Genomic DNA, 12,685 nt, shown 5'->3' with positions numbered 1-12,685 from the left:
ATACCTTGGTTTGTGGTTTTTGTTGCAAATAGGAATACATCTCATTAGTATTAGCGATAAATCATTTGGTGATACACCAGCCCGTTCCACACCACCTCATCAACAGAGTTATTTATGTCGATCAAATCTAACGTTCTCCGTCCGCTTTCCCTGACTGCCTGGTCGATCACCGGCCTGTTGGCGACTGCCTCCTCCATAACCATGGCGCAATCAGCGGCCATTGAGGAAATCGTGGTGACCAGTGATGGTTCGCAGGTGCTATTGCCCGATGCCTACGCCGGTGGTCAGGTCGCCCGCGGTGGCCGGGTGGGCATGTTCGGCAATCTGGATATGATGGATTCGCCGTTCTCGGGTACCAGCTACACTCAGGAGCTGATGCTCGATCAGCAGGCTGTGAGTGTTGCCGATGTGCTGCAGAATGATCCGGTGGTGCGGGTGGCCAAGGGCTTTGGTAATTTCCAGGAACTGTATATGATCCGCGGGTTACCGGTGTTCTCCGATGACATGACCTACAACGGCGTGTTTGGCATTCTGCCGCGGCAGTTTGTCGCCAGCGAATTCCTGGAGCGCGTGGAAGTGTTCCGCGGTGCCAGCACCTTTCTGAACGGCGCCGCACCCGGCGGCAGCAGCATTGGCGGTTCAGTCAATCTGGTCCCCAAACGCGCGCCTGATGAGGCCCTGACGCGGGTGACGGCTGGTTACGAAGGTGGCGAACACGGTTACCTGGCATTCGACGGTGCGCGTCGGTTTGGTGCTGATGACAGCACGGGCGTCCGCATCAATATCGCTCGTCGTGATGGTGAAACCGCTGTGGATGAACAGGCACGGGAGTTGACGGTACTGTCCCTGGGCACTGACTATCGCGGCGAGCGTCTGCGGGTATCTGCTGACGTAGGATTCCAGGACCACCACATTGACGCCCCACGGCCCAGTGTGACACCCAATGCCGGCATTCCGGCGACACCCGATGCCGACGCCAATTTTGCCCAGCCCTGGACGTTCACAGACGAGCGGCAATGGTTTGGCGTGGTGCGTGGCGAGTATGATCTCAGCGACAACACCTCGGTGTGGCTGGCGGCAGGCATGCGCGATGGTGAAGAAGGTAACGTGCTGGCCAATCCCAATGCCAATCCCGATGGCAGCACTACGGCCTATCGGTTTGACAATACCCGCGCCGACAACGTGTATTCCGGTGAAGCCGGGGCCCGTACCACATTCGACACCGGCACGGTCAATCACCGGCTCAGCCTCACGGCATCGACCTTTAGCCTGGAGTCTCGCAATGCTTATGCCTTCTCCAGCTTTGCCGGGTTCGGCGGAGACCTGTACGACCCGCAACCGGTATCGCCGCCGACACCTGACTTTTTTGTCGGTGGCGACCTTGATGCACCACTGATCACCGAGGAATCCGAAACCTCCAGCATCGCGCTGGCGGACATGCTGTCGCTGCTGGACGATCGTCTGATGGTGACCGTGGGTGGGCGTTACCAGGTCATCGAGACACGATCATTTGATTACAATAGCGGCGCCCGCCTGTCCTCCTACGATGAGGGACGTCTGACGCCAGTGCTGGGTGTCGTGTACCACACCAACGATCAGGTATCCGTTTACGGTAACTACATAGAAGGCCTGGTGGCCGGCGAGGTGGCTCCCTCCAGCAGCGGCGGAAATCCGGTGCTCAATGCCGGCGAGGTATTTGAGCCCTACCAGTCCGAGCAGGTAGAGCTGGGCGTCAAATACGACGGCGGCAACCTGGGTGGTAGTGTCAGTGTGTTCGACACCAGTCGTCCCACCAGCTTTGTCGAAAATGGCATTTTTGCGCCACAGGGCGAGCAGCAGAATCGTGGCCTGGAGCTGAGCGTGTTTGGTGCGCCGACCGCCAATATCAGGGTGCTGGGTGGGGCGACTCTGTTGCGGGCAGAGATGACCCGCACCCAGAACGGCAGTCTGGACGGCAAGGACGCAGTGGGCGCACCTGATGCCCAGTACAATGTTAATGTCGAATGGGACGTAAACGCGTTGCCCGGTCTGACCCTGGAAATGCGCCATGTCTACACGTCGTCACAATATGCCAACGTTGCCAATACCATTGACGTGGACTCCTGGCATCGCACCGATCTGGGTGCGCGTTATCAATGGCAGCTGGCCGGCAATAACGTGACCCTGCGGGCGCGTTTGCAGAACATCGGTGACGAAGCTGACTGGGTGTCCGTGGGTGGTTTCCCGGGATCCAACTATCTGGTGCTGGGTTCGCCGCGCACACTGCTGGTGTCGGGTACGGTGGACTTCTGATGGCGGATGCGGTGTCGACGATAGCGAGAAATCCATGAGTCTGTTCGCGTTGCTGCTGAACGTCGGCGCGTTATTGTGCCTGTATGCTGCCTGGCGAACGCATTCGGCATGGCAGGGTGCGGCACATTTCGCCGGATGGTCTCTGGTGCTGCTGTCCGGCTGGGCCTGGGTGCTGGCCATTGGCGTTGAGTTTGGTATCAGCCTGCTGTTTCTGGTCAGTGGTGTGTGCGCCTGGTTACTGGTGATGTGGCACTATCGTCAGGTGGAGCAGACACAAACCCGTCATCGCGGCAGCAGCGTGCGCAGGCTCGATACTGTCGTCACCACTACCGCGCCGGCCGGACTGTCGCTGCCCGGTCTGCCGGCTATTGCACAGCAGTTGCGAGTGTTTCTGATTGCTGTGCCGCTGGCCGGCGCAGCGTCAGCCTTGCTGGTGACAGCGGTCGTGCAACTGTTACCCTGGCAGCAGGGCGACAAACTGGTCTTCACATTGTACAGCCTGCCCCTGGTATGGGGCGCGGCCTGCTGGTGGGCCTGCGCCATGCCCAGGTCGTGGCTGCCCGCTGGCGTATTCGTTGTCGCCGCCTTTCCCAGTCTGATGTTTCTGTACGGATAAAGCCTCATGAAATTTGCCCTGTCACCGGCTCTGGTCAAGAATTCCATCGCCAGCCATTCCTGGCTTGGTCTGCTGACCGGTGCGCTGATGTATCTGGTATGTGTGTCGGGCACGGTCGTGGTATTTGCCAAATACCTGGAACGCTGGGAGCAGCCCGACGTGGCAGAATTCCAGACCCTGAGTCCGGCTGTTGCGGGTGAGGTATACGGTGATCTGCTGGTCGCGTCGCCGGACATCGGCGGCGACATCCTGTTGATGTTGCCCCGTCCGGACGAACCGCGCGCATCCCTCATTTCTGCAGAAGGTGCCTGGTATCTCAATCAGGACGGCAGCCGTGGCGCTGCCATCGCCAATAACTGGAGCGACATGCTGGCCAATCTCCATGTGTATCTGCACCTGCCCGCCAGCTTCGGCATGATCGTGGTCAGTATACTGGGGGCCATGCTGTGTGGTCTGATCATATCCGGCTTTTTCTCCCATCCCAATATCATTCGTGATGCTTTTCGTTTTCGCCTGGGCGGGTCACGACGGCTGCAGCAGACCGATATCCACAACCGGCTCAGCGTTTGGGGCGCGCCTTTCCACCTGATGATTGCTATTACCGGCGCCTACTTTGGTTTGGCGGTGTTGATGAACATGCTGTTCGCCAGTGCTTTCTTTGACGGTGACCAGGAGCGGGTGATCGGCGAAATTTTCGGTGCGCCCCCGGCGCTGCAGCAGCAGGTCATGGTAATGGATGTGGAAACAGCCCTGACTCGCATGGCGCAGATCGCCCCAGATGCCAGGCCCATGTATGTCACCGTGGAAGATGCCAACACGCCGGCGCAATACATGATCATTGGTGCCGAGCATGAAGACAGACTGATCTACGCCGAACAATACCGGTTCGACCAGCACGGCGAGTACCTGGGTAATGCCGGTTACACCGACGGGCCGGCAGGCAGACAGGCAATCTTCTCAGTGTTTCGCATTCACTTCGGGCATTTTGGCGGCTGGCCGGTGCTATGGCTGTACGGCCTGTTTGGGGTGGCGCTGAGTGTGGTCTCGGTGAGCGGCATCAATATCTGGCTGGCACGCCGCAAGCAGCGCGATGCGCTGAACAATATCTGGACCGGTCTGGTCTGGGGCTTGCCGCCGGCGCTGGCGGGCAGTGCGCTGGTCTCGGTGATCAGCGGCTTCTCCGCCGTGGCCGGTTTATGGCTGATCTTGGTCGGCTGCATTGCCCTGGCCCAGGTCCGTAATGACGACCGGCGCACCACTGCCTGGCTACAACTGACCACGGCAGCCCTGCTGGCACTACTGGTTGCCGTGCATGTCACAATCCACGGTGCAGATGCCGTGACCGGCGGCGCACTGCTGGTAAATCTGTTCTGGATCGCCAGTGCCGCACTGATGCTGGTACTGGCGATACGCCGGCGCAACCAGCCAGCCTGAGCCAATCTCGCCACTCCTTCCGGCTTTCTTCCTGTTTGCCCCGGGTTTTACTGTATCTTCGTTCACGCTGTGCGTGAGTATTCTATACTCACCAGCAGCAATATTTTTTCCAGGCTTTAAACCCGAATCGTCACGCGCGCGTCTAAGCTACTAAACACGGAAAGTAAGACTGGACATGTCTGAAGACAATACATTGGCTATACGCCGGGCCCAGGAAGGTGATCGCCAGGCCTTCCACCTGCTGTATCAGCAACATATAGGGCGCGTGTACGCTGTGTGCTGGCGATTGCTGGGTGACCGGCAGAAAGCCGAGGATGCCAGTCAGGAGAGTTTTATAAAGGTCTGGCAGAGCCTGCCCGACTTTAAAGGTGACAGCAGTTTTGCCACCTGGCTGCACCGGATAGCAACGCGCACGGCAATTGACTGCTGGCGCCGGGACAAACGTCTGAGCTTCGTTGAGCCGGAAACGGTCGATGGCCTGGCGGAGCAGGGCGGCCAGACAACAGCGGCGGAAAACGCCGACGGACGTGATCTGGAGCAGGCCATCCAGAGGCTGCCGGCACAGGCCAAAGCCGTTTTTGTACTGTTTGCACTGGAAGGCTACCGGCACAATGAGATTGCGGCGATGTTGAGTATCGCTGAAGGTTCAAGCAAGGCGCAGTATCATCGGGCCCGCCACCTACTAAGAGGTTTCTTGAGTGAAGAGTGAACAGGAACTGGATCAGCTAACCGCAGCGCTGCCTCGTGAGATGCAGCCAACGCAGGATCTGTGGCCGTCGCTGGAGGCTCAGCTGCCGGAGCGGCGCCCGGTCAAAAAACGCCAGCTATTACGGATAAATCAGATGCTGGGCATGGCCGCTGCGCTGGCGCTGGTGGTCGTCGTCGGCTGGCGGGTGATGCTGGTGCCGGATGACAGCGCGGTGCCGGTGGCGGTCAAAGACACCACGATGCCGGATGCTGGCGCGGTCCCGGTTAAATACGAGATGACCCGACAGTTTGAAACAATCAAAGCCGAACAACTGGCGCAGATGGCGCCGCACAGTGACAACTTTGGTGACTGGCAGTATCAGATGGCGTCATGGGATCAGGCCATTGACCAGGTCAGCGGGGCACTGAACTATTACCCCGACGATCCGCGCCTGCTGGCTCAGATGCAGGGCCTGTACGAACAACAACTGGATTATTTGCGGCTCATTGGTCGCGTCGATTCAACCGCATATTTAATGGGAGAGGAATTATGAAATCATCATCATGGGTTGGCGCAGTAACCCTGGTACTGCTTATCGTCTTCAGTCGTGCCATCAGCGCGGCCGATGCGCCGATGGTTATCGATGAAAGCCTGCAGGTCAGCAGCAATGAACGCATCGAGCTGGAAGTCATGCGCGGCACCGTGGTCATTCGTGCCGGCACCGACAACACATTCCGGGTTTCCGGTACTCTGGACGAACTGGCGGAAGGCTTTGACCTGCACTCCGACAACGGGTTTACCTATTTTGAAGTGGAAATGCCCAGAAACGTAAACAATTCCGGGTTTCGTCGTGCCCGTGAGTCCGATCTTGAAATTGTGGTGCCGGCAGGCAGTCGTGTCAGCTTCACTGGCGTGAACGCGGAAGTGGAGGTAGACGGGGTTGTCGGTGGCACCCAGATCAATACCGTGAACGGTGACATATCGGCCAGCAACCTGACTGAACGAGTTGAATTGCGCACCGTCAATGGCAACATTACTGCGCGCAATATCGGCGGCCGTATTGACCTGCAAACTGTCAACGGCGAAATTCGAGACAACGATTCATCGGGTCGTGCCACTTACGACGCGGTCAATGGCGAAATTGACATTGATAGCGCAGCAGGTGAGGTCGAAGTGACTGTTGTTAATGGTTCGGTGCGCGCCCGGTTGCGTGGTACCAGTGATTTGACGGTGAATAGCGTCAACGGTGACATCGAAGTGGTTCTGACCGATATCAGCTCGCCACGCATCTCCGGCAGCACGGTCAGTGGTGAGATCACACTTTCCCTGCCTGCTGATGTGGATGCCCGCTTCAGTCTGGAAAGCCATGTCGGCGGTAATCTGGTCAATAATATTACTGACGATGAAGTTGTCCGCTCGCGATTTGGCCCGGGCCGGAATCTGGATTTCTCCACTGGCCAGGGCGCTGGGCACGTCGACCTGAGCTCAGTCACCGGTCGCCTGGAGTTACGCAGCAACTGACCCCCCCCCCTGCGGGCAGGGAAGCTCGCAACCTTTAACCCTGAATTCAACCATGCCGATTGCAGCGATGCTGCGATGCGGATTCCTGCGGCCCGGATTTAGCGATAGCAACTACCGCGGCTCAAAATTAACGAAGGAAAAAACCAATGAAATTAACCTTAGTTCTACTTGTTTTGTTAACTGGCCTACCGGGTCTCACCGTGCAGGCCCAGGAACAAGAGCAAGGTGTCGCGCGTGACGCGGTACTGGTATACAACCCTGACTTCTTTGCCGCTGCCAGCCCAACAACGGCGCAAGACATGGTCGAACGCCTGCCGGGCTTTCAGCTCGACAACGGTGAAAATGTCCGTGGTTTTGCTGGCGCCGGCGGTAATGTACTGATCGATGGGGCCCGGCCCGCGTCCAAAACTGACAATGTCTCATCTGTGCTGGGCCGCATTCAGGCTGGTCGGGTGTCACATATTGAGCTGATACGCGGCGGCGCGCCGGGCATCGACATGCAGGGTCACATTGTCGTCGCCAATGTGATACTCAGCGATGAAGCGACAAGGCAGCAATCCCTGTTGGCGCGCAGCTACTTTTTTGAGGGAGGTCCCACTCTGCCGAGCGGGCGCTACGAGTTCAGCAGCAGTGACAACGGCACAAACTGGGGTTTTAATATCGGTCGCAGCCTTTCCATCAACGATTCAACCGGAACCGGCACGCTGGTGCGGCGCGATGGTAGCGGTCAGGTCACGGATATCGAGCGACGGAAGAACAGGTTTGACGGCGGTGGTTGGAGTGGTCGAGCTGACTGGGCCGCACCCGTGGCCGCAGGCCGGCTGGAAATTACCGGTGGCGCCAGCATCAATGACTTTGAAGAATGGACGCAGTACATTGCGCCGGCTTCTCAGCGTCGTTTCGATTTTGCCCAGCAAAACCGCGATGCCGACCTGGGTGTCAGAGCCGAGCAGAATCTGTCGGAGACCATGACGCTGGAAGCCCGTCTGATTCAGAATCAACGCCGTATTGAGAGCGTCAGTTCTGCGTTGATTGGCACAACACTGCAAAAATTCAATACCGAGAGTGAAGCCGGGGAATCCATTGTGCGCAGTGTTCTGCGTTGGCAGCCCACTGACCGGATAAAAGTGGACAGCAGTGCTGAGCTGGCTTACAACGTGCTGGACACGGAGCAAAGTTTCACTGTTGATGGTCAGAACGTACCCCTGCCGCAGTCCACCACGACAGTTAATGAGCTGCGCACCGAGATAGCCGCCATTGCCACCTGGCAACGCAGCGACATTCTGACCCTGGAAGCGGGTGCCCGCCTTGAGCGTTCAAGGATCCGGCAGAGCGGCAGCGCATCCGCCGAGCGCAGCTTTTTTTACCCGAAACCACGCCTGGCAATGACCTGGGATTTTGTTGAAAACCATCAGCTGCGTTTGCGTCTGGAGCGTGAACTGGGTCAGTTGAACTTCAATGATTTTGCTGCCTCGTCGTCGTTGACCAACAATGAAGTGCTGGGCGGTAACCTGGATCTGCGTCCGGAACAACGTTGGGTATCCGAGGCCGTACTTGAGCGCCGCTTTAGTGCCGATGCCGTGCTGTCACTGACACTCCGCCATGACGAGATAAACCATGTGGTTGACGTGTTGCCGCTGGACGACGGTCTGACTGCAATTGGTAATATTGGCGATGGGTCACTGGACCGGGTAGAGCTTGACCTGCGACTGCCGCTGGACCGAATCGGGGTAAGCGGGGGGCGCCTGACGCTGAATGCGCGGTATGACCATGCCCGGGTAGACGACCCGACCACCGGACGCGAGCGCCAGATATCGGATGTCAGGCCATTCACCGGGTCAGCAAATTTCGAGCAGGATCTGCCTACCTGGAACCTGGTGTGGGGTCTGGACTACACCCCATATACCCGTGACACAACATTTAATCCGGATCAGCGTCGCGATATAGAATTACGTCACTACCTGACCGCGTTTGGCGAATACACGTTCAGCGACAGCTTTACTGCTCGAGTGGAATATACGGCATGGAATGATTTCCGCATCAATCGGCAAAGCTGGTCAGATCGGGTATTGCAGACCATTGCCTACTCCGAACAGGAGCGGGTGAATCCGCGTAACTTCATACAAATGCGGCTTCGTAAAACCTTCTGAGCAAAAACCACCGTGACCGCCGGCAGTGCGTAGACAGCCTGCCGGATGCGGTGTACGCTTCAGGTCTTGCCGATGACCGGTTTGATCTGGAGGAAGCGCCAAGTGAGCGTATTCAAGCGATTGACCATGGCCGCCAGTGCCGTGCTGATGGGAGTTGTTGCCAGCCAGGGGTTTGCTCAGGAACAAGGCCCGGACTGGAGCCAGGTTGATGAAGAGGTGCTGGAACATTTCCGCACCATGGTCCGCATGGATACCACCGATCCGCCCGGGCGTGAAATCGAGCTGACCGAGTATCTGGTATCGGTGCTGCAAAACGAAGGCATTGAGGTCAATGTCTTTGCGCTGGAGGCCGAGCGGCCGAACGTGGTTGCGCGCCTGCGCGGCAACGGCAGCAAGCGTCCGCTATTATTGATGGCCCATCAGGATACCGTCAATGTTGATCCCGACAAATGGGTGTTTCCGCCATTCAGTGCCGAACGCGATGGTGGCTGGATCTATGGACGCGGCACGGTTGATGACAAGGACAATGTTGCTGCGGCCCTGATGACCATGCTGCTACTGAAACGGCAGAACGTGGAACTGGACCGGGATGTGATATTCCTGGCCGAGTCGGGCGAAGAAGGTGCCACCCGTATCGGCATTGAGTATATGGTCAACGAACATTTTGCCTCGATTGATGCCGAGCACTGCATTGCCGAAGGTGGCAGTGTCGTCCGCCAGGGCGGCAGGGTGCATTACGCCGGTGTGCAGACCGGTGAAAAGCTGCCGCGTGCGATTGAACTGAGCAGTACCGGTGTGGCCGGCCATGGCTCAGTACCGCTGCAAAGCAATGCCATTGTCGCGCTGTCGAGAGCCATCACCGCCGCCGCCGACTGGCAACCGCCGGTGCGTTTCAGCGACACCATCAGCACCTACTTCTCTCGCCTGGCAGCGGTCTCCGAGCCTGAAGCTGCGGCGCGGTATCGGGCATTGCTCAGTCCCGGAACCGCCGGCTTCGACAGTGCCCTGGCCTATCTTAAAGCCAATGAACCACGTAATGCCGCAGTGTTGTTCAGCACCATCTCTCCGACCATTGTTGACGGCGGCTACCGGGTCAATGTGATCCCATCGGATGCCACGGCAACGCTGGATGTGCGCCTGCTGCCGCAGGAAGAGCCGGAAGCATTTCTGGCGGCGCTGCGTGACGTGGTCAACGATGCCAGTGTCAGTGTCAACTGGGCGGCTCGTGATGTACGACCTGGCGCTTCAAGCAGGCTGGACACAGAGGCCTTCCGGGTTATCGAGGAAGTCATGCAGGCGCACTATGACACCACGGTGATTCCGACCATGAGCACCGGTGCCACTGACATGGCCTATCTGCGCGCACGCGGTATCCAGTGTTACGGCATTGGTCCGGCAATTGATGCCGAAGACGGCCCGCTGGGGTTTGGTGCCCACAGTGACCAGGAACGTATTATTGAAAGCGAGCTTTACCGCTTTGTCCGCGCGCACTATGAAATAGTCGAGCGACTGGCGGCAACTCAGTGACAATTGGTTTGTTAAATTCAGCAGCGAAGGCTATTCCTATGAGACCCAGATTTGTAATGTTATTGCTGCCACTGCTGGTGGCTTGCAGCGAACCCGCGCCGGATGCCGGAATTAGTGAGTCTGCCGCCTTGCAGGATCGTGCCATGACGCCGGCACTTGATGAGGGTACTGAGGTCGTTACCGAGGCTGATGAATCAGCTGCGCTGACCGTCTGGCTGGACGAACAGTTCGCGGAACAGCTGGACTTCAGCCCGCAATGGAAAACCCGGTTAGGTGACAAGAGCGACTACGGGCAATTGGATGATCCGTCGGAAGCGGCCGATGAACAGGAGCTGGCGTGGCGCCGCGACAGCGTTGCAGAAATGCAGACCACGTTCTCCTACGACCTGCTCAGTGAAGATGCCAAAACGTCCTGGGACACCTGGGTATATGCACTTGAGCGCGCCGAGCTGGCGGTTCCCTATCGTCGTCATGGTTACATCTTTGGTCGTGGTGGACCACATGCCTCATTGCCCAATTTCATGATCAACTTTCATCGGGTAGACGAGGCCAGTGACATGACTGCCTATATCTCCCGGCTGTCGCAGATAGATGATGTGCTGGCGCAATATCAGCAACGTGCGGTCAGAGCGATTGAGGATGGCATCCGGCAGCCACGCTTTAACTACGACTATGCCATCGCCGAGATTGATCGTGTCACCAGTGGTGAGCCGTTTACTGACGAAGGGATTTCGCCATTATGGAACGACGTCGAAAACAAGATAACGGTGCTGTTCGAGAACGGCGAGATCGACCAGGCTACCGCCACGCAGATGATGGATGAGGCGCGCGCGTTATTTGTCGACGAGCTGCAGCCGGCATATGCCGAATTGCTGGCCTGGCTACAGGAAGATCGCGGCAACGCCAGTGAACAGGCGATGGGTGTGTGGGCCTTGCCCAATGGTGAAGACTACTACAATGCGCGCCTGTCATTGATGACGACGCTGGACCTGACAGCGGACGAGATTCACAACATCGGTCTGGCAGAAGTGGAACGCCTGCGCGCGGAAATGGAAGTGATCAAGGACACTGTCGGGTTTGATGGTTCGCTGGCAGAGTTTTTTGTGTTCATCCGCGAAGATGACCAGTTCTATTTCCCCAATACCGATGCAGGCCGCGAAGCCTATCTGCAGCTGGCGCGCGATTTTCTGGAAGGCATGGACGAGGTGTTGCCGCAGTACTTTGGCATTCTGCCCAAGGCCGGTCTGGAGGTTCGTCGCGTGGAATCCTTCCGCGAGCAGGACGGTGCTGCCCAGCATTACATGTCCGGTACCCCGGATGGGTCGCGCCCGGGTGTGTTTTACGCTCATCTGTCCGATATGCGCGCGATGCCCCGCTACCAGCTGGAGAATATTTCCTATCACGAAGGCAGCCCTGGCCATCACATGCAGATTTCCATACAACAGGAGCTGACCGACATTCCCCGTTTCCGCACCCAGTACGGATACACCGCTTTCTCGGAAGGCTGGGGGCTGTACTCGGAAGCGCTGGGCAAGGACATGGGTTTCTATGAAGACCCATACTCCGACTTCGGGCGTCTGGCAGGGGAGATCTGGCGTGCCATCCGGCTGGTGGTCGACACCGGCATTCACTCAAAGCAGTGGACAGAGGAGCAGGCGGTTCAGTACTTCCTGGCCAATTCGCCGCAGCCGGAGTCGGCGGTGCGCTCCGAGATCCAGCGTTATATTCACAACCCGGGTCAGGCCACGGCGTACAAGATTGGCATGCTGAAAATTCAGGAACTGCGCGCCACGGCCATGCAGGAGCTGGGTGATGATTTCGACTATCGCGGTTTCCACGACACCGTACTGGGTGGCGGCGCAGTCCCGTTGCCGATACTGGAAGCGCGTGTCATGCGTTGGGTAGACAGTGTCAAGCAGGACGCTGAGGCGTAATACTCAGCGTTTTGCTCATGCGGATATGCGCAATGGTGACCTCGATAAAGGGGTCACCTTCGCTGCGGTACCCCAGCTTCTGATAAAATCCGACAGCACTTTCTCGCGCATGCATGTGCAGATAACGGTATCCCTGCTCGGCCAGCAACGCTTCAACGCGGGTAATCAGTGCCCGGCCCAGGCCAGCCCCCTGCATTAACTCATTGACTGCCATCTGGCGCAGTTTGGCACAGGCGTCGGGCAGCGGCACCACGCTGATACAGGCTGCCAGGGTGTCATCGTCAGTGAACAGGGCAAAATGCCGGTGTGACGCTTCCGTAGCGCGCTCGCTGATGTCCAGTGTCAGGCCCAGTGGCGCTCGCAGCACGGTTTGCCGCAGCAACCAGGCGCGCTCGTAGGCCTCAGACGCAAATGCCATCTCAATGAAATTCATCAGCTGAGCGTATAGGCAATACCTGTGTTTATCAACACTGAGACGCCGCCAATGACACCGGCTTGGCAATCAGCCCCATGCAAAATATTG

10 protein-coding genes are annotated in these 12,685 nt (G+C 58.0%); 9 read left to right on the top strand and 1 reads right to left on the bottom strand.

All coding sequences use genetic code 11. The features are described 5' to 3' along the window. Positions 1-114 precede the first annotated feature (114 nt). From ENH71_RS02610 to ENH71_RS02570, 9 genes are all read left to right on the top strand, one after another. Positions 115-2,292, top strand: a complete 2,178-nt coding sequence (locus tag ENH71_RS02610; protein WP_294136632.1) for a TonB-dependent receptor — start codon at positions 115-117, stop codon at positions 2,290-2,292. Positions 2,293-2,326: 34 nt separating this feature from the next. Beyond that, positions 2,327-2,908 carry a hypothetical protein gene (locus ENH71_RS02605; RefSeq protein ID WP_294136633.1) on the top strand — a complete coding sequence of 194 codons (582 nt, stop codon included), beginning with the start codon at positions 2,327-2,329 and terminating at the stop codon, positions 2,906-2,908. Between the two features lie 6 nt (positions 2,909-2,914). Further along, complete coding sequence (locus ENH71_RS02600) at positions 2,915-4,342, top strand: PepSY-associated TM helix domain-containing protein (protein WP_294136634.1); 1,428 nt, start codon at positions 2,915-2,917, stop codon at positions 4,340-4,342. 175 nt (positions 4,343-4,517) lie between these two features. Continuing rightward, complete coding sequence (locus ENH71_RS02595) at positions 4,518-5,051, top strand: RNA polymerase sigma factor (RefSeq protein WP_294136635.1); 534 nt, start codon at positions 4,518-4,520, stop codon at positions 5,049-5,051. Next, positions 5,041-5,583 carry a hypothetical protein gene (locus ENH71_RS02590; RefSeq protein ID WP_294136637.1) on the top strand — a complete coding sequence of 181 codons (543 nt, stop codon included), beginning with the start codon at positions 5,041-5,043 and terminating at the stop codon, positions 5,581-5,583. The genes ENH71_RS02595 and ENH71_RS02590 overlap by 11 nt, the downstream gene beginning before the upstream one ends. Continuing rightward, positions 5,580-6,551 carry a DUF4097 family beta strand repeat-containing protein gene (locus ENH71_RS02585; RefSeq protein WP_294136640.1) on the top strand — a complete coding sequence of 324 codons (972 nt, stop codon included), beginning with the start codon at positions 5,580-5,582 and terminating at the stop codon, positions 6,549-6,551. Before ENH71_RS02590 ends, ENH71_RS02585 begins: the two co-directional genes overlap by 4 nt. Before the next feature lie 146 nt (positions 6,552-6,697). Next, positions 6,698-8,701 carry a TonB-dependent receptor plug domain-containing protein gene (locus ENH71_RS02580; protein WP_294136642.1) on the top strand — a complete coding sequence of 668 codons (2,004 nt, stop codon included), beginning with the start codon at positions 6,698-6,700 and terminating at the stop codon, positions 8,699-8,701. A 102-nt stretch (positions 8,702-8,803) separates the two neighbouring features. Then, a complete protein-coding gene (locus ENH71_RS02575; protein WP_294136644.1) occupies positions 8,804-10,228 on the top strand; it encodes a M20/M25/M40 family metallo-hydrolase in 1,425 nt (474 codons plus the stop codon). 38 nt (positions 10,229-10,266) lie between these two features. Next, positions 10,267-12,162, top strand: a complete 1,896-nt coding sequence (locus ENH71_RS02570; protein WP_294136646.1) for a DUF885 domain-containing protein — start codon at positions 10,267-10,269, stop codon at positions 12,160-12,162. On the opposite strand, the gene ENH71_RS02565 is transcribed toward ENH71_RS02570, so the two are convergent. After that, the gene (locus ENH71_RS02565; protein ID WP_294136647.1) at positions 12,140-12,580 is read right to left on the bottom strand and encodes a GNAT family N-acetyltransferase; all 441 of its coding nucleotides are present in this window, start codon (positions 12,578-12,580) and stop codon (positions 12,140-12,142) included. The two genes, ENH71_RS02570 and ENH71_RS02565, sit on opposite strands and share 23 nt — an antisense overlap. Between the last annotated feature and the right edge of the window lie 105 nt (positions 12,581-12,685).

The sequence above is a fragment of the Pseudohongiella sp. genome (assembly GCF_011050365.1).
Classification (GTDB): domain Bacteria; phylum Pseudomonadota; class Gammaproteobacteria; order Pseudomonadales; family Pseudohongiellaceae; genus Pseudohongiella.
Note: the sequence above shows the minus strand (reverse complement) of the source record. Positions and strands in the feature narration are given on the sequence as shown.

What these genes read in the sequence shown, in the direction of transcription:
- ENH71_RS02585 (WP_294136640.1), top strand. Translation starts at nt 5,580, where the DNA reads ATGAAATCATCATCATGGGTTGGCGCAGTAACCCTGGTACTGCTTATC.
- ENH71_RS02595 (WP_294136635.1), top strand. Translation starts at nt 4,518, where the DNA reads ATGTCTGAAGACAATACATTGGCTATACGCCGGGCCCAGGAAGGTGAT.
- ENH71_RS02605 (WP_294136633.1), top strand. Translation starts at nt 2,327, where the DNA reads ATGAGTCTGTTCGCGTTGCTGCTGAACGTCGGCGCGTTATTGTGCCTG.
- ENH71_RS02610 (WP_294136632.1), top strand. Translation starts at nt 115, where the DNA reads ATGTCGATCAAATCTAACGTTCTCCGTCCGCTTTCCCTGACTGCCTGG.
- ENH71_RS02570 (WP_294136646.1), top strand. Translation starts at nt 10,267, where the DNA reads ATGAGACCCAGATTTGTAATGTTATTGCTGCCACTGCTGGTGGCTTGC.
- ENH71_RS02565 (WP_294136647.1), bottom strand. Translation starts at nt 12,580, where the DNA reads ATGGCATTTGCGTCTGAGGCCTACGAGCGCGCCTGGTTGCTGCGGCAA.
- ENH71_RS02580 (WP_294136642.1), top strand. Translation starts at nt 6,698, where the DNA reads ATGAAATTAACCTTAGTTCTACTTGTTTTGTTAACTGGCCTACCGGGT.
- ENH71_RS02600 (WP_294136634.1), top strand. Translation starts at nt 2,915, where the DNA reads ATGAAATTTGCCCTGTCACCGGCTCTGGTCAAGAATTCCATCGCCAGC.